Origin of the sequence: Mycetohabitans endofungorum, from assembly GCF_037477895.1 — a bacterium.
Classification (GTDB): domain Bacteria; phylum Pseudomonadota; class Gammaproteobacteria; order Burkholderiales; family Burkholderiaceae; genus Mycetohabitans.
Window position 1 is genome coordinate 1,000,884 of record NZ_CP132744.1, and the last position, 22,550, is coordinate 1,023,433.

The 22,550-nt window shown below is 62.0% G+C and carries 21 protein-coding genes; 10 read left to right on the plus strand and 11 right to left on the minus strand.

Annotated features, from left to right (window positions below; all coding sequences use genetic code 11):
- Positions 1-79: 79 nt before the first annotated feature.
- The 4 genes from hscB to iscX all read left to right on the plus strand — a co-directional run bounded on the left by hscB (position 80) and on the right by iscX (position 3,138).
- Complete coding sequence (gene hscB / locus RA167_RS04525) at positions 80-610, plus strand: Fe-S protein assembly co-chaperone HscB (RefSeq protein ID WP_076786679.1); 531 nt, start codon at positions 80-82, stop codon at positions 608-610.
- A gap of 64 nt (positions 611-674) precedes the next feature.
- Entirely contained in the window at positions 675-2,540 is a 1,866-nt protein-coding gene (gene hscA, locus RA167_RS04530; RefSeq protein WP_076787811.1) for a Fe-S protein assembly chaperone HscA, read from the plus strand.
- Between the two features lie 38 nt (positions 2,541-2,578).
- Entirely contained in the window at positions 2,579-2,920 is a 342-nt protein-coding gene (fdx, locus tag RA167_RS04535) for an ISC system 2Fe-2S type ferredoxin (protein WP_076786681.1), read from the plus strand.
- Between the two features lie 20 nt (positions 2,921-2,940).
- Positions 2,941-3,138, plus strand: coding sequence for a Fe-S cluster assembly protein IscX (gene iscX, locus RA167_RS04540; protein ID WP_076786684.1), 198 nt, complete (start codon positions 2,941-2,943; stop codon positions 3,136-3,138).
- A gap of 51 nt (positions 3,139-3,189) precedes the next feature.
- Here the strand turns inward: iscX and RA167_RS04545 are convergent, their stop codons facing one another.
- The 6 genes from RA167_RS04545 to RA167_RS04570 all read right to left on the minus strand — a co-directional run bounded on the left by RA167_RS04545 (position 3,190) and on the right by RA167_RS04570 (position 11,557).
- A complete protein-coding gene (locus RA167_RS04545) occupies positions 3,190-3,909 on the minus strand; it encodes a glycine zipper 2TM domain-containing protein (protein WP_076786686.1) in 720 nt (239 codons plus the stop codon).
- A 221-nt stretch (positions 3,910-4,130) separates the two neighbouring features.
- Entirely contained in the window at positions 4,131-5,663 is a 1,533-nt protein-coding gene (gene lysS, locus RA167_RS04550) for a lysine--tRNA ligase (RefSeq protein ID WP_076786689.1), read from the minus strand.
- 18 nt (positions 5,664-5,681) lie between these two features.
- Positions 5,682-6,786, minus strand: a protein-coding gene (prfB, locus tag RA167_RS04555; RefSeq protein WP_175972439.1) for a peptide chain release factor 2 whose coding sequence is annotated in 2 segments (ribosomal slippage) — positions 5,682-6,713 and positions 6,715-6,786 — 1,104 coding nt in all. Because the reading frame shifts where the segments join, the coding sequence is not laid out codon by codon here.
- A 45-nt stretch (positions 6,787-6,831) separates the two neighbouring features.
- On the minus strand, positions 6,832-8,535 hold the full coding sequence (recJ, locus tag RA167_RS04560) for a single-stranded-DNA-specific exonuclease RecJ (RefSeq protein ID WP_076786691.1): 1,704 nt from the start codon (positions 8,533-8,535) through the stop codon (positions 6,832-6,834).
- Between the two features lie 10 nt (positions 8,536-8,545).
- Positions 8,546-9,742: a regulator gene (locus tag RA167_RS04565; RefSeq protein WP_139337094.1), complete on the minus strand. Its 1,197-nt coding sequence runs from the start codon at positions 9,740-9,742 to the stop codon at positions 8,546-8,548.
- Positions 9,743-9,826: 84 nt separating this feature from the next.
- On the minus strand, positions 9,827-11,557 hold the full coding sequence (locus RA167_RS04570) for a YadA-like family protein (protein ID WP_083706049.1): 1,731 nt from the start codon (positions 11,555-11,557) through the stop codon (positions 9,827-9,829).
- A 538-nt stretch (positions 11,558-12,095) separates the two neighbouring features.
- Between RA167_RS04570 and RA167_RS04575 the strand changes: the two genes are divergently transcribed.
- The 4 genes from RA167_RS04575 (at position 12,096) to RA167_RS04590 (ending at position 17,664) form a co-directional block, all read left to right on the plus strand.
- A complete protein-coding gene (locus RA167_RS04575) occupies positions 12,096-13,349 on the plus strand; it encodes a lipoprotein-releasing ABC transporter permease subunit (RefSeq protein ID WP_076786695.1) in 1,254 nt (417 codons plus the stop codon).
- A gap of 4 nt (positions 13,350-13,353) precedes the next feature.
- Positions 13,354-14,079 (plus strand): ABC transporter ATP-binding protein, encoded by a 726-nt coding sequence (locus RA167_RS04580; RefSeq protein WP_237574317.1) that lies wholly within the window; start codon positions 13,354-13,356, stop codon positions 14,077-14,079.
- Positions 14,080-14,131: 52 nt separating this feature from the next.
- The gene (locus RA167_RS04585; protein WP_076786699.1) at positions 14,132-14,920 is read left to right on the plus strand and encodes a TatD family hydrolase; all 789 of its coding nucleotides are present in this window, start codon (positions 14,132-14,134) and stop codon (positions 14,918-14,920) included.
- Between the two features lie 86 nt (positions 14,921-15,006).
- Positions 15,007-17,664, plus strand: a complete 2,658-nt coding sequence (locus tag RA167_RS04590) for a ComEC/Rec2 family competence protein (RefSeq protein ID WP_237574316.1) — start codon at positions 15,007-15,009, stop codon at positions 17,662-17,664.
- A gap of 102 nt (positions 17,665-17,766) precedes the next feature.
- Here the strand turns inward: RA167_RS04590 and RA167_RS04595 are convergent, their stop codons facing one another.
- The 5 genes from RA167_RS04595 to RA167_RS04615 all read right to left on the minus strand — a co-directional run bounded on the left by RA167_RS04595 (position 17,767) and on the right by RA167_RS04615 (position 19,681).
- Positions 17,767-18,339 carry a thiamine phosphate synthase gene (locus RA167_RS04595; protein ID WP_076786701.1) on the minus strand — a complete coding sequence of 191 codons (573 nt, stop codon included), beginning with the start codon at positions 18,337-18,339 and terminating at the stop codon, positions 17,767-17,769.
- Positions 18,340-18,594: 255 nt separating this feature from the next.
- Positions 18,595-18,789, minus strand: a complete 195-nt coding sequence (locus tag RA167_RS04600) for a hypothetical protein (protein ID WP_139337095.1) — start codon at positions 18,787-18,789, stop codon at positions 18,595-18,597.
- A 13-nt stretch (positions 18,790-18,802) separates the two neighbouring features.
- A complete protein-coding gene (locus RA167_RS04605; RefSeq protein WP_076786703.1) occupies positions 18,803-19,198 on the minus strand; it encodes a type II toxin-antitoxin system VapC family toxin in 396 nt (131 codons plus the stop codon).
- Complete coding sequence (locus RA167_RS04610) at positions 19,195-19,428, minus strand: type II toxin-antitoxin system Phd/YefM family antitoxin (protein ID WP_076786705.1); 234 nt, start codon at positions 19,426-19,428, stop codon at positions 19,195-19,197. Before RA167_RS04610 ends, RA167_RS04605 begins: the two co-directional genes overlap by 4 nt.
- 31 nt (positions 19,429-19,459) lie before the next feature.
- Positions 19,460-19,681, minus strand: a complete 222-nt coding sequence (locus tag RA167_RS04615; protein WP_083706050.1) for a hypothetical protein — start codon at positions 19,679-19,681, stop codon at positions 19,460-19,462.
- Positions 19,682-20,003: 322 nt separating this feature from the next.
- Here RA167_RS04615 and RA167_RS04620 point away from each other — a divergent pair, with 322 nt between their 5' ends.
- The gene (locus tag RA167_RS04620; protein WP_076786708.1) at positions 20,004-20,807 is read left to right on the plus strand and encodes an alpha/beta fold hydrolase; all 804 of its coding nucleotides are present in this window, start codon (positions 20,004-20,006) and stop codon (positions 20,805-20,807) included.
- Between the two features lie 50 nt (positions 20,808-20,857).
- A complete protein-coding gene (locus tag RA167_RS04625) occupies positions 20,858-22,543 on the plus strand; it encodes a CTP synthase (RefSeq protein WP_076786710.1) in 1,686 nt (561 codons plus the stop codon).
- Positions 22,544-22,550 lie beyond the last annotated feature (7 nt).

Below are 22,550 nucleotides of genomic sequence, written 5' to 3' on the forward strand. Positions count from 1 at the left end.
GTCGCATGCTGCCTTTGGCGCCATTGGCGTATTTCCTCGGTGCCACCGAACAGCAGGGCGCCAGTTGTGATTTCCGACCATGCCTTCGCTGACTCAAAACCACTTTGAATTGTTCCAGTTGCCCGAGCGTTTCGGGTTGGATGCGCGCGCGCTCGATGATGCCTATCGCGCCGTGCAGGCGCAGGTGCATCCGGATCGTTTCGCTTCAGCCGGCGACGCGCAAAAGCGCATCGCGATGCAATGGGCAACGCGCGCGAACGAGGCGTATCAGACACTGAAGTCGCCGCTGCGACGCGCCACCTACCTGTTGCACCTACGTGGCATCGACGTCGGCGCGGAAAACAATACCGCGATGGAACCGGCGTTCCTGATGCAGCAAATGGAATGGCGCGAGCGGACCGAGGATGCGGCTGCGGCGCGCAATGTCGATGCGCTGCAGGCGCTGCTACGCGAGTTGCGGGACGAGGAATCAGCACGGCTCGTGCGGCTCGGCGAATGGCTCGATTCCGGTGCGGACCAGCCGGCGGCCGAAGCGGTGCGCCAGTTGATGTTTATCGAACGAGTCGCACACGAAATCGACGCACAGATCGACAAATTGGAGGCGGCGTGAAGCTTGCCGCCCGATGCGAGGCGCGGCCGTCACGCGCCCGGCACCGTACTCCACATGGATAAAGATGGCCTTACTGCAAATCTCCGAACCTGGCATGGCGCCGGCGCCGCATCAGCGCCGAATCGCCATCGGTATCGACCTTGGGACAACCCACTCGCTGGTGGCTGCGGTGCGCAACAGCATCCCGGAGGTGCTGCCTGACGACGAAGGGCGGGCGTTGCTGCCGTCCGTCGTTCGCTACCTGCCTAGCGGTGGACGCAAAATCGGTTATCCGGCGAAGGAAGACGCGGCGCTGGATCCGCGCAACACGATTGTCTCGGTCAAGCGCTTTATGGGGCGCGGCAAGGCCGACGTGCAGGATCTGGACAATGCACCTTACGCGTTCATCGATGCGCCGGGCATGCTCCAGCTGCAGACCGTGGACGGCGTGCGCAGTCCGGTCGAAGTCTCCGCGGAGATTCTCGCGACATTGCGGCAGCGCGCCGAGGATACGCTCGGTGACGATATAGTCGGAGCCGTCATCACAGTTCCCGCGTATTTTGACGACGCACAGCGGCAAGCCACGAAAGATGCTGCTCAGCTTGCCGGCTTGAATGTGTTGCGCTTGTTGAACGAGCCGACCGCCGCGGCCATCGCCTATGGGCTGGACAGCGGTGCGCAAGGGCTATACGCGGTGTATGACTTGGGTGGCGGCACATTTGACTTGTCGGTGCTCAAGCTCACGCGCGGGGTGTTTGAGGTGCTGTCCACGGGCGGCGATTCGGCGCTGGGCGGCGATGATTTCGATCAGGCGCTGTATCGGCATGTGCTGAACCGCGCGGCGCTCGGCACGCTGCCGCCGCAGGACGTGCGAGCGCTGCTGGATGCGGTGCGTGTCGCGAAGGAAACGCTGTCGGATCAGGACGAGACCGTGCTCGATGTCACGTTATCCTGCGGCCGGCGCGTCGTGCTGACGCTCACGGAAGCCGAATTCGCGACGATGACCCAGCCGCTGGTTGAACGTACGCTGGCGCTCACGCGCAAGGCGTTGCGCGATGCGAAGGCGGGGCCGCAGGACTTCGACGGCATCGTGTTGGTGGGCGGCTCGACGCGTATGCGTGGCGTGCGGCGTGCTGTCGAACAGTATTTCGGCAAGGCGCCGTTGACCGACTTGGATCCGGACCAAGTCGTCGCACTGGGCGCCGCGATCCAGGCCGACGTGTTGGCCGGCAACCGGCGCGAGGGTGACGACTGGTTGCTGCTCGACGTGATACCGTTGTCGCTCGGATTGGAGACGATGGGCGGGCTGGTGGAGAAGATCATTGCGCGGAACTCGACGATTCCTGTGGCACGGGCGCAGGAATTCACGACGTTCAAGGATGGCCAGAGCGCGATGGCCATTCACGTGGTGCAAGGCGAGCGTGAATTGGTGTCCGACTGTCGCTCACTCGCGCGTTTCGAGTTGCGCGGCATTCCGCCGATGGCTGCTGGCGCCGCTCGGATCCGCGTCACCTTCCAGGTCGATGCGGACGGGCTGTTGTCCGTGTCCGCTCGCGAAATGCAGTCGGGCACGCAGGCCGCAGTGGTCGTCAAGCCGTCGTACGGGCTGGGTGACAATGATATCGCGCGGATGCTCGAGGATAGTTTTAGCAGCGCGGAGCGCGACATGCATGCGAGGGCGTTGCGCGAAGCACAAATCGACGCGCGGCGTCTGGTGGACGCAACCGACGCGGCGCTGGCGGTCGATGGGGAATTGCTTGACGCTGCTGAGCGTGCCGACGTTGATGCCAAATTGAACGCGCTGCGCGCCGTGGTCGACGGCGATGACGCGGACCGCATTGACGAGGCGACGAAAGCCCTGGCGGCCGCGACCGACGAGTTCGCTGCGCGGCGCATGGACAAGAGTATTCGTGGCGCGCTCGCTGGCCGTAAGCTTGACGAAATTGGCTGATCGTTGTCGCTACTGTCGCTTTACAGGACTGTTTTCCCATGCCTCAAATTGTTGTTTTGCCCCATGTCGAATTGTGCCCCGAGGGAGCGGTGCTTGAAGCCGAGCCTGGCAAGAGCGTCTGCGATGCGTTGCTGGATGCCGGAATCGAGATCGAGCATGCGTGCGAGAAGTCGTGCGCATGCACCACTTGCCATGTGATCGTGCGCGAAGGATTCGATGCGCTGGCACCGTCCGAGGAGGATGAGGACGACCTGTTGGACAAGGCTTGGGGCTTGGAGCCGACTTCCCGGTTGTCGTGTCAGGCCAAGGTGCCGCAAAATGCGGATTTGGTGATCGAGATTCCAAAATACTCGATCAATCATGCGAAGGAAAACCACTAAGTCCAAGGAGGGCGGCAGCGATGAAATGGACCGACACGAACGACATCGCGATGGCACTGACCGATGCCCATCCCGACGTTGACCCTCAATACGTGCGTTTCACCGACCTGCATCGATGGGTGACGGAACTGGACGGCTTTGACGACGACCCGGAGCGCTCGAGTGAAAAGATTCTCGAGGCGATCCAGACTGCGTGGATCGAAGACGCCGACTACTAAACCTCGCGCACGTCCCTTATCTGCGTCGCTGGCGCCCCAGTCTGTAGCGTGTCAACCGGCGTGCGTTAGCGCGCCGTTTTCAATTTGTACGCGCTCGCCGGGCTGGAAGGAGGGGGGCTGCCGGTACGTGAAGTAGCGCAGCTTGCCGTTCTGCATCCGTACGTGGACCCGATAGTCCGTTTCGCTGCGCATATGTTTCTCGACCGAGTTGCCGGCCAGTCCACCGCCGAGTGCGCCGAGCAGCGTCATCGCGGTACGTCCACCGCCGCCGCCGAACTGATTGCCAATCACGCCGCCTGCTACCGCACCGCCGACCGCGCCGAGTCCTGTGCTATGGCCTTCGCGCCGAACGGGAACGACCGACTCCACGGTGCCACATGATGCGCACGCTGCCGCACGGGGCGGTGCATATTGTGGCTCGGTGCGGGGCCCAGCGCCATGTTGCGCGTAGCCGGCGGGCGGCGCGGGCATGGCTGCACCGCTCGATTGCCGCGCACGTGGCGCATACGATGCGACAGACGCCGCTTGTTGTGCGGATGATGGCGCCTGGGGCGGCGTAGCGCTCGATTGCACCGCAGCAGTCGATGCGGCGGCATCCATGACCAGTTGCTGTGCGGTTTGGGTAATAGACGCGGCATCGCTGCGCGCGCTACTGCTGCTGGATGCATTGGGCAGCCACTCCGTGACGGCCGCGGTCGCGGCCAGGCTGGCAATGATGACCCCGACCGCGGCGGCCGCGACCAACGGGTGAAGTTTGCGTGGGCTTTCCATTTTTTGACCTTCACGAAAGGGGCGCTTTTCGATTGCGCCTAGTCTCCGCGATGCCCCGCCTGTTGTCGGTTTCAAGTTGTAACCAATTGCGGCGTATCGGCCGTCGCACCTGTGCCGCTTTACCGTTTGTTACAAATAATTAGGGCCGGCAATTGCCGGCCCGCAGGGCGACGTTGGCGCACGGACCCGCTCGCGGCTGACCGTACGCGCGTATTGTCGTGTCAATCCTCGCGCCGCAGGTGCGGGAATAGAATCACGTCACGGATGCTCGGGCTGTCGGTCAGCAACATCACGAGCCGGTCGATGCCGATACCGCATCCACCGGTCGGCGGCATGCCGTATTCGAGCGCGCGGATGTAGTCGGCGTCGTAGTACATCGCTTCCTCGTCGCCGGCATCTTTCTGCTCGACCTGTTTGCGAAAGCGCGCCGCTTGGTCCTCCGGATCGTTCAGTTCCGAGAAGCCGTTTGCCATCTCGCGTCCGGTAATGAACAACTCGAAGCGCTCGGTAATGCCGGGAACCATGTCCGACGCCCGCGCGAGCGGCGACACTTCCACCGGATAGTCGACGATATAGGTCGGCTCCCACAACTGCGCTTCAGCGGTTTCCTCGAACAGCGCAAGCTGCAGCGCACCCACGCCGGCGTTGCGCAACGGCGCATTGTGGGTATCGACGCCGAGCCGGCGCAATTCGGCACGCAGCCAGTCGCTGTCAGCAAGCTGTGCGTCGCTGTATTGCGGCGCATACTTCTGGATCGCGCCGGTGATCGTTAAGCGGTGAAAGGGCTGACTCAAGTCCAGTTCGCGCCCTTGATAGTGGATCGTCGTCGTCCCCCGCGCGTCCAGCGCCGCTTGCCGGATCAACTGCTCAGTGAAGTCCATCAGCCAGCGGTAGTCGGTGTACGCGGCGTAGAACTCCATCATCGTGAATTCCGGATTGTGCCGCGGCGAGATCCCTTCGTTGCGGAAATTCCGGTTGATTTCGAATACGCGGTCCAATCCGCCGACGATCAGCCGTTTCAGGTACAGCTCCGGCGCGATGCGCAGGAACATCTGCATGTCCAGCGCATTGTGGTGCGTGATGAACGGCTTGGCCGCCGCGCCGCCCGGGATCGGGTGCAGCATCGGCGTCTCCACTTCCATAAAACCCGCATTCGTCATGAACTGGCGGATCGATGCGATCGCGCGCGTACGCGCCTGGAACGTCTGGCGTGCTTCGGGCGTGACGATCAGATCCACGTAGCGCTGCCGGTAGCGCGTTTCCTGATCGGACAACCCATGAAACTTGTCCGGTAGCGGTCGGATGGCTTTGGACAGCAGCCGCAGCTCGGTGCAGCGTACCGATAGCTCGCCCTTATTGGTCCGGAACAGCACGCCGCGCGCCGCGATGATGTCGCCCAGGTCCCATTTCTTGAATGCCTCGTAGACATCGGCACCGACGTCAGCCGGCGTGATGAAGAACTGGATTTGACCGGTGCCGTCTTGCACGGTCGCGAAGCTTGCCTTGCCCATCATGCGCTTGAGCATCATCCGGCCGGCAATCGATACGTTGAGCGCATGCGTCTCGAGGGCGTCCTTGTCAGTGTCGGCAAAGCGAGCGTGTAAATTCGCCGCGCTGTTTTCCGGACGGAAGTCGTTCGGATACGCGATACCTTGCTCGCGCAGCGCCCGCAGCTTGTCGCGGCGCTCCGCGATGATCGCGTTGTCGTCGCTGTCGATGCCGGCCTGCGTGGCATGGGGATTCTTGTCGGTCATGGTCAATTGCGCTCGCAGTTATACGCCTTGCTTGAGGCTCGCGCTGATGAAATCGTCAAGGTCTCCGTCGAGCACCGCACGTGTGTTGCTCATTTCGACGTTTGTGCGCAAGTCTTTCACGCGGCTCTGGTCAAGCACGTACGAGCGGATCTGGTGGCCCCAGCCCACGTCGGTCTTGCTCGATTCGAGCTTGTCCTGTTCAGCTTGGCGTTTGCGCATCTCCACCTCGTACAGCCTCGATTTGAGCATCGCCATCGCCTCGGCGCGGTTTCGATGCTGTGAGCGGTCGTTCTGGCACTGCACGACGATGCCTGACGGCAAATGCGTGATGCGCACCGCCGAGTCGGTCTTGTTGATGTGTTGGCCGCCGGCCCCGGATGCGCGAAACGTGTCGATGCGCAGGTCGGCCGGGTTGACGTCGATGTCGATCGATTCATCCACTTCCGGATACACGAACACCGACGAGAACGACGTATGGCGGCCGCCAGATGAATCGAACGGCGACTTACGCACCAGGCGGTGGATGCCGGTCTCGGTGCGCAGGTAGCCATAGGCATACTCGCCTTCGACCTTGATCGTCGCATTCTTGATGCCCGCCACTTCGCCATCGGACTGCTCGAGCACTTCGGCCTTGAAGCCCTTGCGCTCGCAGTAGCGCAGATACTGGCGCAATAGCATCGACGCCCAGTCCTGTGCCTCGGTGCCGCCGGCGCCAGCTTGGATGTCGACGAAGCAGTTGTTCGGGTCGGCCGGATTGTTGAACATCCGGCGAAACTCGATATCAGCCACGCGGCGCTCCAGGGCCTGCACGTCGCGCTCGCAGGCCAGTAGCGTGTCATCGTCTTGTTCCTCGTTGGCCAGCTCGAACAGCTCTTGCGTATCCGTCAGGTCGCCGCTCAGCGCCGAGAGCATCTGCACGACCGCGTCGAGTAGCTTCTTCTCGCGACCGAGCGCCTGCGCTTGCTTCGCGTCGCTCCAGACGTTCGGGTCCTCGAGCGCGGTGTTGACTTCCGTTAGGCGGGTTTGTTTCGCATCGAAGTCAAAGATACCCCCGTAGCTCTGCCGCGCGCTTGCGCAGGTCGGCGAGGGTCGCTTCGATCGCGTTCAGACGTTCTGCTTCCATGTCGATCGGGGCCTTGCAAAAAGGGTAAATTATAACGGATCGACATCAGGACGCCGCATGCTCGACGACCAACTGCACACGCGACACACCATTCCAGGTATCGCGCACGAGCCGGTAGGCGAACAGCGCTCGCGCCGGAAGCGTGTCGATGTGATTGAACCAAATTGCCGCAAAGCGCTGGCGCCCGCGGGCAAGCTGCAATTTCAAATGCCGTTCCTTGACGAGTGACTGAGACAGCACATCGAATTCCCCCGAAAAAACCGGCGCCGGGAAACCTTGGCCCCACACCGCGTTGTCGATCAGTTCGACGAACGATGGCGTGTGATACGCGTCCTCTAGCTCGCCGTCGGTCTCGATCTGTCGCGCGAGTGCGTCCTCGTTCAGCCATTCGCGCGCTAGCGCCTCGAATGCCGCCGCGAAACGCGGCACGTTGTCGGTGCGCAGCGTGAGGCCGGCGGCCATCGCGTGGCCGCCAAAGCGCTCGATCAGTCCGGGCTCCCGCTTGGAGACTAGATCCAGCGCGTCGCGCAAGTGAAAGCCTGGGATCGAGCGTCCCGAGCCTTTCACGCGCTCGCCCGACTCGTCGGCCGGCGCGAACGTGATCGCTGGCCGGTGGAAGCGCTCCTTGAGCCGGCCGGCGACGATGCCGATCACGCCCTGGTGCCACGCCGGGTTGAATAGCGTGATCGTGGCCGCGTCGCGCGGATCGAGCTGGGCGAGCTCGGCCAGCGCTTGCTCCTGCATTCCCGCCTCGATTTCACGCCGTTCGCGGTTCATTGCATCGAGTTGCTGTGCCAGCGCATCGGCGCGCTGTGCATCGTCGGTGACCAGGCATTCGATGCCAAGCGACATGTCGGAGAGCCGACCGGCCGCATTCAGTCGCGGCCCCAATGCAAACCCTAGGTCGAATGCGGATGCGTTGCGCGCATCGCGCGCGGCCACCCGGAAAAGCGCGGCCACGCCCGGTTGCATCTTGCCGTTACGGATGCGCTGAAGACCCTGTGCAACCAGCACGCGATTGTTCGCATCTAGCCGTACGACGTCGGCCACCGTGCCCAGCGCGACCAGGTCGAGCAGACCGTCCAGCCGCGGCTCGGGGCGGCCATCGAAGGTGCCGCGCTCGCGCAATAGCGCGCGCAGCGCCAGTAGCACGTAGAACATTACGCCGACGCCGGCCAGGTGCTTGCTCGGAAATGCGCAGCTTGGTTGGTTCGGGTTGACGATCGCGCGTGCCGCGGGCAGCGTGTCACCGGGCAGGTGGTGATCGGTAATCAGCACATCGATGCCGAGCGCGTTGGCAGCCGCCACGCCGTCTACGCTGGCGATCCCGTTGTCGACAGTGACCAGCAGGTCGGGGCGTGCGCCAGAGCGGCGGGCGGCCAGTTCGACGATATCCGGCGTCAATCCGTAACCGTATTCGAACCGGTTGGGCACCAGGTAGTCGATGTGCGCACCGAACAGGCGCAGGCCACGCACGGCCACCGCGCATGCCGTTGCGCCATCGCAATCATAGTCGGCTACCACCAGGATTTGCCGTCGCGCGTCAATCGCATTGGCCAGCAGCGCGGCCGCAGCGTCGACGCCTGAGAGCTGCGTTGGTGGCAGGAGTCGCGCCAGCACGGTTTCCACGTCGGCGGGCGTACCGATGCCGCGCGATGCATACAGCCGCGCGAGCACCGGATGGATGCCATGCCGCGCAAGGGCATGCGCGTCGGCGGGTGGGCAGGTTCGGGTGACGATTCGGGTCATGGGCGCGGGCTCACGGCAACAGCGACGCAAATGACCGGCGTCGCCAGAATTTTTTCATGTCGATGGGGCGCACGACGAGCGTCGTCATGCCGGTGTCGCCGCACAGCGTCAACGTGAGTTCCGCGAGTTCGCGGCGCTCTAACGCTGCGAGCGCTGGCGCGAACCAGTCGCGCTCCAGCACCGCGAACGCGGCGCGAAAGCGCGGCCAGTCCTGCTGCACAAATGGTGCGCTCAGTGGATCGAGTTCGACCAGCGTCACACCGGTTGTGCCACGACCCGCGGCGCGGGCCGCGGCCTGACCGCTGGTTTGTTGCCGCAGCGTGTCGAAAGTGGCGGGCGGCATCTCCAACGCCGCGCCGGACGCGAGCGCTAGCCCACGCGTAGCGGTTGCCTGCGATAGCACGCGCTCGAAGGGCCGCGACACTGGCGTCATGCGCCCTTGCGCGTAAAGCCAGATCGAGTTGGCGGCGGGCAACCCGCGTGCCTCTCGAGCTTGGTTGACCGGATGCTCGAACCAAGCCATCTGGACCTCGTTTTGCAGCTTCATCCACGTGCGCGGCCGGTGGCCGGTATGGGCTTCGTGTGGCAGCCAGATTTCGATGTTGCGTCCGGCGGCGCGCAGTGGTGCCGCGCTGGCCAACGAGCCGAGTTGCTCACTCGACAAGTACCAGCGCAGCGGCGTCGGGGCAGCCAGTTCTACGCCGAGTTCCTCAATGAGGGGCCGCGCGACGGTGAGTAGCGCGGCCGCGTCATCTGTCGAAAGCTGCAGCGTCTTGGGATCGACCAGCACCAGATGATCATGCGCGACCTGCACATGAACGGGCTCGACGCATGCCCAGACCGCATCACGCGGTTCGCCGCCGTCCGCAAGCAGCATGTACGGGGCGAGCGGCGCATCATCGTCAGCATCGAACGGGTCTGTCCGCCCGTTCGATGCTGCATCGTCTGCTTGCTGGCGCGGCGCAGTCGATGCGGCGGCATGGCCGACGCCGAAACAGCGGGCGACCCATCGCTCGTGTGGCAATGTGCGCTGGAAATCGTCCCCGATCACGCGTTCGACAAGCGTCGCGCGTTCGAGCAACCTGTCTAGTGCCGGCTTATCCAGGTTCTGTAGCGCAGGCTGCGCGTTGGCCGCGGTGGGCAACGCAAAGGGCAGCAGTAGGTGGAGGCGGGAAACGGGGTGTGTGACATGCATGATGGAGCGCATTGTAGGGCAATCCACCGGTCATATCGACCTCGCTCGCCTATCGCGCGTCATCTGTCGCGCGAGCGCACGCTTTGCGCCTCACCCTCACCATTGAAAACCGCCTGCTGCGACCATTCCAACGTAGCCACGGCCGTTCGCGTTTGCGGCAACTTTCAATACCCAGCGGTTATTCGGCGTCACGTGCGATATGCCAAGCGCCACACCGTACTGGCCGCGATAAGTCGCACCGGCGAACGTCATCAGGCTCTTGCCGGGCAAGGTTGGCTGTGGCAGCCCCGCTACCGCCATCGCTGCTGCGGTGCCCGCCGATGCGTTACGGTCCACCTGGGCTAGCGCCTCATCCATTTGCGCCTTGTTCACTGCGTCGGTGGGCTGCGTGCCGCGTGCGACGTCCGTAATCCTGCGTTCATGGCCGGGCTCGCCGACCGAGACGCGGGTGTCGTCGACGTGGATATCCAGTTGTTCGGCCAGAAGCGAGGGTAGGTCAGCCCCAATAAATTCGCGCAGCCGCCCTTGTGCGGCGCCGTGCCCGCATTCGCCGGGTTGGTCGCAGGAGAGGGTATCATCGTGAGCCGACGCCACATTGTCTGCTAGCATAGGCCCGGCATGGCCGCTGCTATGCCGGAGCGCCCGCCAAGCGGCACGGAGATCGTCGGCGGTCATCGGTTCGACGACCCCGCGTGGGTCCGCTGACGCAACTTCGGCTCGGCCGCCTGGGTCCGCTGACACAACTTTGGCATGGCCGCCTGGGTCCGCGGGAGTACGCTCGAAGGGCCCGTCTTGGTTCACCAGCGCAACTTCGGCATGCCGGCCTTCGTCTGCCGGCGCAGGTTCAGTATGGCGGCTTTTGTCTGCCAGCACAAGCGCCGGTTGGCTGTCGGTGTTCGTCAGCTGGGGCCCCGGACGCACTTCATTGTCCGCCAGCATGGGCTGCAAAGACCCACCGTCATTCGCGTTAGCCAACTCTGCTTGCAGCGATACCGTGGTGGATGATTCTGTAACGACCGTGTCTTTTGAGTTTTTGTACCGATTGCCCGAGTTGTCCTTTGCGCTTCTGTTTTTTTTTGTTTGTCCTTCTAGTTGATCTACCCTGTTTCCCAGTATTGCTAACTCATTTTTTATTGTTTCCTTGTGCTCCGTCAATTGGTTTTTTGTCGTCAATGCGAGTTCGTTTATGGTCTCTGTAATTTTTCCGTAATGCCTATATGATTGATCTCGGATATCTTTTATTTGATCCTGAGTTGTTGTGTTTGCATTATTTAGCTTATTGATAAGTGATTTATTGTTGTGTGCTATCTGCTTCACGGCGCTATTAAGTTCGGATATATTTTGGTTTAGAGATATTTTTAAATTCGCTTGTTCATTAGAATTTCTAGTTAACTTTTGACTAAGGTTGCCGATTTTGTGATTAATATTATTTAATTGATCTTCCGTTGTTAAGCTGATACGATCTATTTTTTGATTTATTGCTGTATTTTCTGTGGCGATCTGATTTGTAAATTTTAAATAAGCGCTATGGGTGTCTATCTTTAGTTTATCCAATTTTTCTTTCGTTTTTGAATGGTCAACGTCTAATCTAATTAGCGCCGATTCAAAGGGCGCTAGTTTGCTTTTTGTGATATCTGTTATGATGCTTTCTAGGGCTAATTCTTCATAGCTTTGGTTGGATGCAGTGGCGTCATTGATAAATGACAGGGCTAAAACTACGCTGAATGCAGATAATTTTCTGGATATTTTTGGAATAACGAAGTCCGAGCGTCGGTAGAGTGGAGTGGTATAGCCCGTGATTTGTCGCGAATAATCAAATGCGGTCATTTTAAACCTTTGGTTGGCATTGAGTCAAAAAATGAAAATTCGGGAAAATGTACGCGGCAATACCGGGGAATGCAATCGAGCCGAACTATTCGTGCGGAATAAAAAAGGGGTATGGCGGCTAAAAATAGTTTGAACCGTTAACCATTGGCAATGGGAGAGTCAAATGAATAATGGCCCTGGGGCGATCCCGTTGCGCAAAACTTCAGGTCAGGTATTAGGCCAAAAAAACTGGAATTTCGTCGGCCTGCTGAAGCAACAGCTCGTGTCGCCTGAAGGCAGGCGCCGTGCTCCAGTTTGAAGCCGCGCGTGTGATGGCTTGGGCCGCGAGATGGACATGAGCCGGAAGCGATGGCGGGTGCTCAGCATGCGCGAATCAACACGATCGCGCGTGTCCTGGGTGCGTCAGGCCAGCAGGTGGCCATCGGATCCGGCTATTGCGCATGTAGCGGCCAAAGGGCACCGTTGTGTGGCAAACTTCACTGTTACCTGCGGCGGTGTCCAGCAGCGGGATCAGTCAGCGTGGATACAAAGGATTGATTTGAAGCTCCCTTACGAATGGCAAATCGGCTTGCGCTATACGCGTACTGGCAAACGTTCTTCCGGCAACGGGTTTATTTCGTTCATTTCGCTGATTTCAATGTCGGGCATCGCGCTCGGCGTCGCGGCGCTGATTGTCGTGCTGTCGGTGATGAACGGCTTTCAGAAGGAAGTGCGTGACCGGATGCTGTCGGTGCTGGCGCACATCGAGATCTTCTCGCCAACCGGCTCGATGCCAAACTGGCAATTGACTGCCGACGAGGCGCGCGAAAATCCGGCGGTGGTCGGCGCGGCCCCGTACGTCGACGCGCAGGCGCTGCTCACACGGCAAAGTGCGGTCAACGGCGTCGCGTTGCGCGGCATCGACCCGGCGCTGGAGCCGCAGGTATCCGACATCGGTGCTGAGATGAAGGCGGGCCGGCTAGCCGATCTGCAGCCGGGATCGTTCGGCATTGTGCTCGGCGTTGATCTGGCAAGTGCGATGGGCGTGAGCGTTGGCGACAAGGTCACGTTGGTGGCTCCGGAGGGCACCATCACGCCGGCCGGCATGCTGCCGAGGCTCAAACAGTTCACGGTCGTCGGCGTGTTCGAGTCCGGTCATTACGAGTTCGACAGCACGCTGGCGATGGTATCGATCGCCGATGCGCAGGCGCTGTTCCGGTTGAGCGCGCCCAGCGGCGTGCGGCTCCGGATCAAGGACATGCAACGCGCGTCGGAAGTTGCGCGACAACTCGCACAATCATTGTCCGGTGACCTGTATATCCGCGACTGGACGCAGCAGAACAAGACATGGTTTTCGGCGGTACAGATCGAGAAACGGATGATGTTCATCATCCTGACGCTGATCATTGCGGTCGCTGCCTTCAACCTCGTCTCCTCGCTGGTGATGACGGTCACTGACAAACAGGCCGATATCGCGATCCTGCGCACGCTTGGCGCGCAGCCGCGCTCGATCATGAAGATTTTTGTGATTCAGGGCGTGACCATCGGCTTCGTGGGCACCGGCCTCGGCATTGCGCTCGGCTGCGCCCTCGCCGTCAGTATCCCGTGGCTGGTACCGTTGATCGAGCGTGTGTTGGGCTTCCAATTCCTGCCGCCGTCGATCTACTTCATCAGCGAACTGCCCAGCGACTTGATCGCGGCTGACGTGGTGAAGATTGGCGCGATTGCGTTCGCGCTGTCTGCGCTTGCGACACTGTATCCGAGCTGGCGGGGGGCGCGCGTGCGTCCGGCTGAGGCATTGCGCTATGAGTAAAACAATGAACGAGCAGCAAATCGTGCTGGCCGCGACTGGCCTATCGAAGACCTTTGTGCAGGGCGGCCAGCCGGTGCCGGTGCTGGCCGACGCGCAACTGCACGTGTATCGTGGCGAGAAGCTGGCCATTGTCGGCGCGTCTGGGTCCGGCAAGAGTACATTGCTGCATCTGTTGGGGGGGCTCGACGAGCCCAGTGCGGGGCATGTCGCGCTATTGGGCCGACCGTTCTCGCACTTGGCGGAGCGTGAGCGCAACGATTTGCGCAATTGCGCCCTGGGTTTCGTCTATCAGTTCCACCATCTGCTGCCCGAATTTACCGCGCTGGACAACGTCGCGATGCCGCTGCAGATCCGCCGGATGCCGATCGAGGGCGCGCGTCGCGAGGCGTTGGCCACGCTGGAGCGCGTCGGCGTCGCGCATCGCGCGAAACACCGGCCAGCAGAGCTTTCCGGGGGCGAGCGGCAGCGCGTGGCGATCGCGCGCGCGCTGGTGACGCGGCCCGCCTGCGTACTGGCGGACGAGCCGACCGGCAACCTCGATGGCCATACTGCGGAAACGGTGTTTCAGCTGATGTTGGAATTGTCACAGACGTTCGAGACGAGCTTCGTGATCGTCACGCACGACATCGAGCTGGCCGCGCGCTGCGACCGGGTGTTGCGCCTGCGAGATGGTGTGCTGCACGATGAAACAACGGTGGCGCGCGCCGCGCTTGCCAAGACGATAGTCTGACGACGGCTCGGTTTGTGCAGTGTCGCACCGGCGTGGGCAGCGAGGAACCCTGATGTGGATCGATACCCATTGTCATTTGGATGCATCCGAATTCGATGCGGACCGGGCTGCCGTGGCGTCAGCAGCGCGCGATGCGCAAGTGTCGCGCATTGTGATTCCAGCGATCGCCCGTTTCAACTTCTCGGCGGTGCGCGAGTTAGCCCATTGCGTGAACGGGGGCGCCTATGCACTGGGCATCCACCCCCTGTACGCGCCGGCCACGCAGGACGAAGATCTTGCGGTGCTGCGCAGTGAGATCCACGCCAGCCTAGATGATCCGCGCTTTGTTGGCATCGGCGAAATCGGTCTGGATTTCTTCGTGCCGGGGCTGGATGCGGTCCGTCAGCGCGAGATCTATACGGCACAGTTGAAGATGGCGCGCGACTTCGACTTGCCGGTGATCTGCCACGTGCGCAAGTCGCAGGACTCGGTGATCGCCGAGTTGCGACGCTTCAACGTCGTGCGGGGTATCGCGCACGCATTCAATGGCAGCTTTCAGCAGGCCGATGCGTATATCGCACAAGGCTTCAAGCTCGGTTTTGGCGGCAACGTGACGTTTGAGCGTGCCCGACGCATCCGCCAGCTCGCGGCGCAATTGCCGCTCGATGCGCTGGTCATGGAGACCGACGCGCCAGATATTGCGCCGGAGTGGATTAACAAGAGGCGCAACACGCCCGACCAAGTGCCACGCATTGCGGCGGTGATTGCGGCCATGCGTTCACTGACGTTGCCGCAACTGGCCCTCTGTACAACGGCCAACGCGCATGCCGCGTTGCCGCGGCTCGCCCTCGCACAGCGATAATCGAATTTTGCATTCAGGCTGTATTCAGGCGTTCCGGATGGTTGTCGCTACGCAATCCGTCGCGCACGAACGCCCGGCCGAGGGGGATGATGCTTGCACGATTATGCGCGTTCGTCGTGGGCACTGGTGTGTTGCAGTGGCAGCCCAGTTTGCCGGACGTTGCCGGTTGGTTCGCCTGGGGTGCGGCAGTGCTCGCCGTCGCCGGGGTAGCATGTATCACGTATCGTGCGCGGGCAGCGGGGCGTGCCAGTTGTCACAAGTCGTGGCTGATGCGGGCGGCGAGCATCGGGTGCGCGGCACTGCTCGGCTTTGGCTACGCGGCGTGGCGCGCGCATAGCGCGCTGTCAGATGCTTTGCCGCCGCAGTGGGAGGGGCGCGATGTGACCCTGACCGGCACGGTGCGTGGCTTGCCGTCGCGCGATGCGCGCGGGCTTCGCTTTTTGTTTGACGTTGAGTCAACCTCGCCCCGGATCGAGCGGTTTCCCCGCACCGTCCAGTTGAGCTGGCTTGCCGCGTTCGGCCGGCAACCGTCGGCGACGCTTGTGCCGGGCGGGCGCCATACGCTCGTTGCGAGACTCAAGCGGGTGCATGGCAATGGCAATTTCGGATTGCCAGACACCGATGTGCGGCAACTGGCGCGCGGCGTGCGTGCGCTGGGCTACGTGCGCCACCTGCGGACCGATTCGCACTGGCAATCGGTGGCGTCTCCCGGCTCGCCACACACGCCTGATATTGAGCGGGGCCCCGGTATCCGGGCGATGCTCAACGCTGTGGATCGTCGGCGTGCGTCCATTCGCGCGCGGATCGAGCAGGTCTTGTCCGAGTCTGCCCAAACGGGGACGGGCAGCGGCAGCGGCGAGCCCGCGGGTTCACATGCCGGGATCGTGATTGCGCTGGCGATCGGCGTACAGGATGCGATTACGGAGCCGGACTGGGAGCGACTGCGCCGTACCGGCACTAATCATCTGATGGCCATATCGGGCTTGCATATCGGCTCGGTTGCGGCGTTGGCTGCCACGATCATTGCCCTGGCCTGGCGCCGCGGTTTCGGCGTTGTGCCGGCGTTGCCGCTGCACGTGCCGGTTCCTATCGCATGTTGTGTTGGTGCGATGCTCGCCGGTGCCGGTTATGCCGCCCTCGCCGGGCTGGGCATTCCCGCTCAGCGCACGGTTGCCATGCTGTCGATCGCGACGCTTGCCTATGCGAGCGGGCGGCGCGTTGACCCGTTGCTGGTCCTCGCGTGGGCGCTCGTGATCGTGGTGTTGGTCGATCCGTGGGCAACGTTGTCGGCGAGCACGGCGCTATCGTTCGGTGCGGTCGCGGCCATCGTGGTGGCGTTGCGCTGCGCGGGCTGCCATCCGCCGCAGCGAGACGACGAACCGGACTGGCCGTCACTCGATCCGGCCGATACGTTGCCGCAGGCCAGCACGGGCAGGCCGGGCGAGCGGCCTGCTGTTATGCCTGGCCCACATCCGGCTAAGGCCTTAGGCGTGCTCGCGGCTCGCACGCGCGCCGCGGTGCGTGGGGTACCAGCACGGCTGGCGTCGGCCATGCGCGTGCAATGGGCGGTGACGCTCGGTCTTGCGCCGTTGACGGTCGTCTGGTTCTCGCAGATTCCGGCACTCGGTCCGGTGGCCAATGCTATCGCGATTCCGTGGGTCAGTACGCTGGTCGTGCCAGCCGTGCTGCTCGCCATTGCGATCCCGGCGCCATGGGACGCGCTGCTATTGCAATTGGCGCACCGCCTGGTGCAGTGGCTGTTTGCCATACTGGATGCGCTGGCTTCGCCCACGTGGGGCGTGTGGCACTTGCCGGCGCCCGAGCCGGCCGCGCTGCTGCTCGCGCTCGTCGGCGCGGCTTGGATGCTAGGGCCACGGGGTTGGCCATTGCGCGCGGCCGCGCCCATCCTGTGGCTGCCATTGCTGTGGCCGGCACCGCGGGCGCCACTCGCTGACGGTTTTCGCGTCACAGCGCTCGATATTGGGCAGGGCACCGCCGTGCTGGTCGAGACCGCGCGGCGACGACTGCTGTTCGATGCCGGTCCGGGCCCGGAGGCGGGCAATGCGGGGCAGCGTATCGTCGTGCCGTTCCTGCGCGCGCATGATGTGAACGCATTGGACATGCTGGTTGTCAGTCATCGTGATGTCGACCACGCGGGCGGCGTGCCTGCGGTGTTGACCGACATGCCGATCGCGCAGATGCAGGCCTCGTTGCCGCCCGCTCATCCGTTGTGGGCGCGTGCCACCGCGTGCGGCGCAATCACGCGGGCGTGCTGTGCCGGGGAGCGATGGCGATGGGACGGCGTGACGTTCGAATTCCTGTGGCCGACGGGTGCGGCAGATCCACGCAAGCCGAATGCAACAGCATGCGTGCTGCGCGTCTCGAATGCGCTTGGCGCAGTGTTGATCGCATCAGATATCGAACGGGCCGCCGAGCGGGCGCTGGTTGAACGGCATGGGCCGGCATTGAGCAGTGACGTGCTGATCGTGCCGCACCATGGCAGCAAGACGTCATCGACGGATGCGTTTCTCGATTCGGTACGGCCGCGTATGGCGGTATTTCAGGTAGGTTACCGCAATCGCTTTGGTCATCCACACCCGCTGGTCGCCGCGCGTTATCGTGTGCGCGGCGTCGATATGCTGCGCAGCGATAACGATGGCGCGGTGCGTATCGACAGCGGGGTGTCTGGCTGGGTGGTCGATGCATATCGCCGCTCACGCAGGCGCTATTGGACCGGGCGCTGATCAGGGCATGGCCGCGGCGCAACGCGTGCCGATCGGCGTTGCACTAGACCCGTCGGTCGTCAACGCGTCTCGTCGGTCATCAATGCGTCCAATGGCGGGCGATCAAGGCTTCCAAAAGCAACGAATGCCTGCGATGCCGTACGCTCCGTGTTGTTCGGCCCGGGGTAATGCATCCGTTGATAGGCCGCCCAGTGCATAGACGGGCAGCAGAGTCTGCGAGGCCAGCGCGAGAAAGCCATTCCATCCCAGCGGTTCGGTGTCGGGATGGCTAGCGGTCGGCAGCACGGGCGAGAGCGTGACGAAATCCACACCGATGGACTGAGCCTTTTGCAGTTCCGCGATCGTGTGGCACGACGCTGCCACCAGTTTTCCTGCTGGCAGCGGGCGTTCCTCGCATGCCATCAGGCTTTGACTGTCCAAGTGCAGTCCGTCGACGTGCCGGTGTGCGCGGCGCGGGGCGTGGGCGTTCAACAGTAGAAGGGCGTGATGCTGTTGGCACAGGGGCATCGCTTGCTCGGCCAAGCGCATGTAATCGATGGCATTCAACTTCTTTGAGCGAAGCTGGACCAATTCGATTCCCGAGTCCAGCGTCCGCTTCAACTGTTCGAGAAATAGCACGGGATGGTCGGCATCATAGGGATCCGGCGTGATCAGATATTGTTTGGGTAGAAACATCGGGGTAAAAGTATCTGGGACATGGCATCGAAGGCCGCCGGCGGCTCACGGTTGTCTGTGGTGGCGGCATCGACAGTGCGGCGACTGCACCGCCGTTGATGCCGATAACACCCGTTGATTCGCCAACGTCCGCCAGCGCGACCATGAAACTGATAGGATGGCAAAATATCACCGGATTGACCGCCCGGACCGCTGCCGGCAATGTGCTACTTGACGGCAGCGGCTTGATGGTCGCTACCGACGAATTGTGGTCACTCATTGGACCGTTGCTGCCGACGCGGGTGCTACGGAATCGCCGATCAGCCTAGCGATCAGTCTAAGACTCACGCCGAAACCCATCCCATCTTCGTTGTATGGGACATGATGCGCCTCGATTTGCGGCGTGCCGAGCGCTACCGGCTCTCGTGCTACCTTTGAAGCCCAGGTGTCAAAATCACGTGCTTCGATCATGTTTCCAGTCCTGTTACCAGACGGTCTTGACGTGCTTGTAGGCGCGAATCTTCTCATCTCGAGTCACCAATGGTACAGCCAGCTTTCGCGCGGTCGCTACGATCATGCGATCGGCCGGGTCCTGATGAAACTTGCCCGGTAGATCTACCGACTTTAGGCCAATTTCAACATCTACAGGCACAAAGCGAACGGCGTCGATCGCGGAGACGGTCGTGAGCCAGCTTGCGACGTCCATCGACAGAACTAACTTTTCGCGCTCAACGAGCATTGCAATTTCCCAGGCGGAGATTGCAGACACCACAATCTGCCCATCATTCAACTCCCGCTCTATAGTCGTTTTGGCCTTTTTACTCAGGGCGTCGTCACCGTTTGCCCACCAGACCAGCGCGTGCGTATCGAGGACAATCACTGGGCGGCATCCCACTCAACGTCAACCGGTTCGGTCGGGTCGTCGTAACGGATAATGGAGCCACGCAAAACGTCGAGGGGACTCCGCTCATGATTGCGGTACGGTCGAACCTCCAGCGTCGGTTTACCGTGATCGGTCACGACGACGCTCTCGCCAGACGCTTCGACCTGGCGAAAAAATTCAAGCGCCTTCGCCTTGAATTCAGACTTCGAAACTTGGTTGATTTCCATTGGTGTCTCTATAGTCACATGACCATAGGCATTATATCATGTCATGGCGAAAATGACTGGTTGTACAAGTTATTTTGACCGCGTCGAGCGCCTTGTTGACGAACTCCGGACCGTTATCGACCTGAATCAGGTTGAGGCGTCGTCCTCGTTGGCGCAACTGCTCGAGTACACGTGCCATACGGGCACCTGGCAGCGAGAAGCCGACGCCGATGTGCGGGCACTCCCGATTCCACGTGTCGATGAGGGTCAACATTCAAACGCGCCGGCCGTTCGCAAGTGCGTCCGCGACGCAGTCTATTGTCCAACTCTCGTCTACGCCATTGGGTGTCGCTCTACGCCATTGGGTGCCGGCATCACAGTGGTACGGCGGCACGGCGTGGTCCGACCGAGGCTTTTCTCAATTCCACACGTTCGCACATCGCGCTATTTCAAGTAGCCTATCGCCATTGGCCCGGCCATTTGACCGCGGCCGGTCGCCGCCTTGTCGCGCGCCGCATTGGTCGGCTGCGCCACGGCGTTGCGCAACGCGGCGGCGCCTATAACGCCTATAACAAGAGAAACAGGAGAGACTGTCGTTGAAAAGCGTGATTCACTTCTCGCATGCGAACGGGTTCCCCGCCTCGACATACCGAACGATCTTTGCCGAGTTGGCCGACGACTACGACGTGCGGTTCATCGAGCGGTACGGACATGATCCGCGCTATCCGGTCACGCACGACTGGCCGCATTTGGTCGACCAGTTGCTCGACGATGTGGCGGCACGACTGGAGCAGCCGGTGTGGCTGGTCGGTCATTCGTTGGGCGGTTATTTGTCGGTGATGGCCGCGCTGAAGAAACCTCATTGGGTCAAGGGTGTGGTGATGCTCGACTCGCTGCTGATCGCCGGTTGGCGCAGCCGGCTGCTGGGCGTCACGCAGTGGGCCGGCCTGGACGAGCGGCTTTCGCCGGCGGTGCTCACCCGCAAGCGCCGCACGCATTGGCCCAGTCGCGACGAAGCATGGCGGCATTTCAAGCGCAAGCAGGCTTTCGCGCGCTGGGACAAGCGCATGTTCGCAGACTACATTGATCATGGGATTCCGCCCCTTGGTCTCGGCGGCACCCGTGCACTGGCGTTCGACCGGGATATTGAATATCGGATCTACCGCACGCTACCTTGTACGCTGGGTGCGCACCTCGCCCATGGCGCGCCCGTGCCGGTCGGATTCGTGGCCGGCACGCATTCCCGAGAGGTGCGGCAGGTCGGGCTCGATGCGACACGGCGCATCGTCGGTCCCCATTTTGACTGGATTGACGGCTCGCATTTGTTTCCCATGGAGCGGCCGTTCGATACCGCTCGCGCGATCCGGCGCCTGCTGCGTGACTTGGAGCGGGGCGCTTAGAGAAAGCCGGGCTTTCGAGTATAATCCGGCTTTCCCGCGAGCATCCAGCGATGACCAAATATGTATTTGTCACCGGCGGCGTAGTTTCCTCCTTGGGCAAGGGCATTGCCGCCGCCTCCCTCGCCGCGATCCTCGAGTCGCGCGGTCTCAAAGTCACTTTACTGAAGCTTGATCCCTACATTAACGTCGATCCCGGCACGATGAGCCCGTTTCAGCACGGTGAAGTGTTCGTGACCGAGGACGGCGCCGAGACGGATCTGGACTTGGGCCACTACGAGCGCTTCATCAGCACGAAGATGCGCCGTGCCAACAACTTCACGACGGGCCAGATCTACGAGTCGGTGATTCGCAAGGAGCGCCGCGGCGAGTACCTTGGCAAGACGGTCCAGGTCATTCCGCATATCACGAACGAGATCCAGGCGTTCATCGAGCGCGGTGCCGCGTCGGCGACATGCGGCGAGCCGGATGTCGCGATCGTCGAGATCGGCGGCACGGTCGGCGACATCGAATCGCTGCCGTTCCTAGAGGCAGCCCGGCAGATGAGCTTGCGGCTCGGGCGCCACAGCGCGTGCTTCGTGCATCTGACGTTGGTGCCGTTTATTGCGACGGCCGGCGAACTGAAAACCAAGCCGACGCAGCACAGCGTGCAGAAGTTGCGGGAAATCGGTATTTCACCGCACGTACTGCTGTGCCGCGCCGATCGCCGGATCCCGGATGACGAGCGCGCTAAGATCTCGATGTTCTCAAACGTGCCGCAGGATGCGGTGATCTCCGTGTGGGATGTGGACAGCATTTACAAGATCCCGCAGATGTTGTACGACCAGGGCCTGGACGAGATCATCTGCGACGAGCTGAAGTTCGCGCCGAATCCGGCCGATTTGACGCTGTGGTCGGACCTGGTATACCGGCTCGAGCACCCAGAGCACGAGGTCACGATCGGCATGGTCGGCAAGTATGTCGAACTCACCGAATCATACAAATCGTTGATCGAGGCGCTGCGCCATGCGTCTTTGCATACGCTCACGCGTGTGAACATCGAGTACATCGACTCGGAGCAGATCGAGACAGAGGGCGTCAACAGCCTCGCGCACTTGGACGCGATCTTGGTGCCGGGCGGTTTCGGCCGGCGTGGCACGGAAGGCAAGATCAAGGCGATCCGCTACGCGCGTGAGGCAAAGGTGCCGTATCTGGGAATCTGCCTGGGCATGCAACTGGCGGTGATTGAATTTGCGCGTCATGTCGCGAACCTGCAGCGGGCCAACAGCACTGAGTTCGATCCGTCGACGCCGAATCCGGTCGTCGCGCTGATTACCGAATGGTACGACCGCGATGGCACCGTCGAAAAGCGCAGTGAATCGTCGGATCTGGGTGGCACGATGCGGCTGGGCGCACAACGCTGTCCGGTTAAGCCGGGTACGCGCGCTGAGCAGATTTACGGCAATGATGTCAACGAGCGGCATCGGCATCGCTACGAGGTCAACAATCATTTCGTGCCGGCGCTCGAAGCCGGCGGGATGATCATTAGCGCGCGCACGCCGACCGAGGACTTGCCGGAGATGATGGAGTTGCGCGGAGACCTGCATCCGTGGTTCGTCGGCTGCCAGTTCCATCCCGAGTTCACCTCGACGCCGCGCAATGGCCATCCGCTGTTCAAAGCCTACGTGGAGGCCGCACTCGCGCGTCGCCAACAACGCGAGCATGGCGAGAAGGTGGCGGCTGCGCTGCGCGCCCATTAACGCAGGC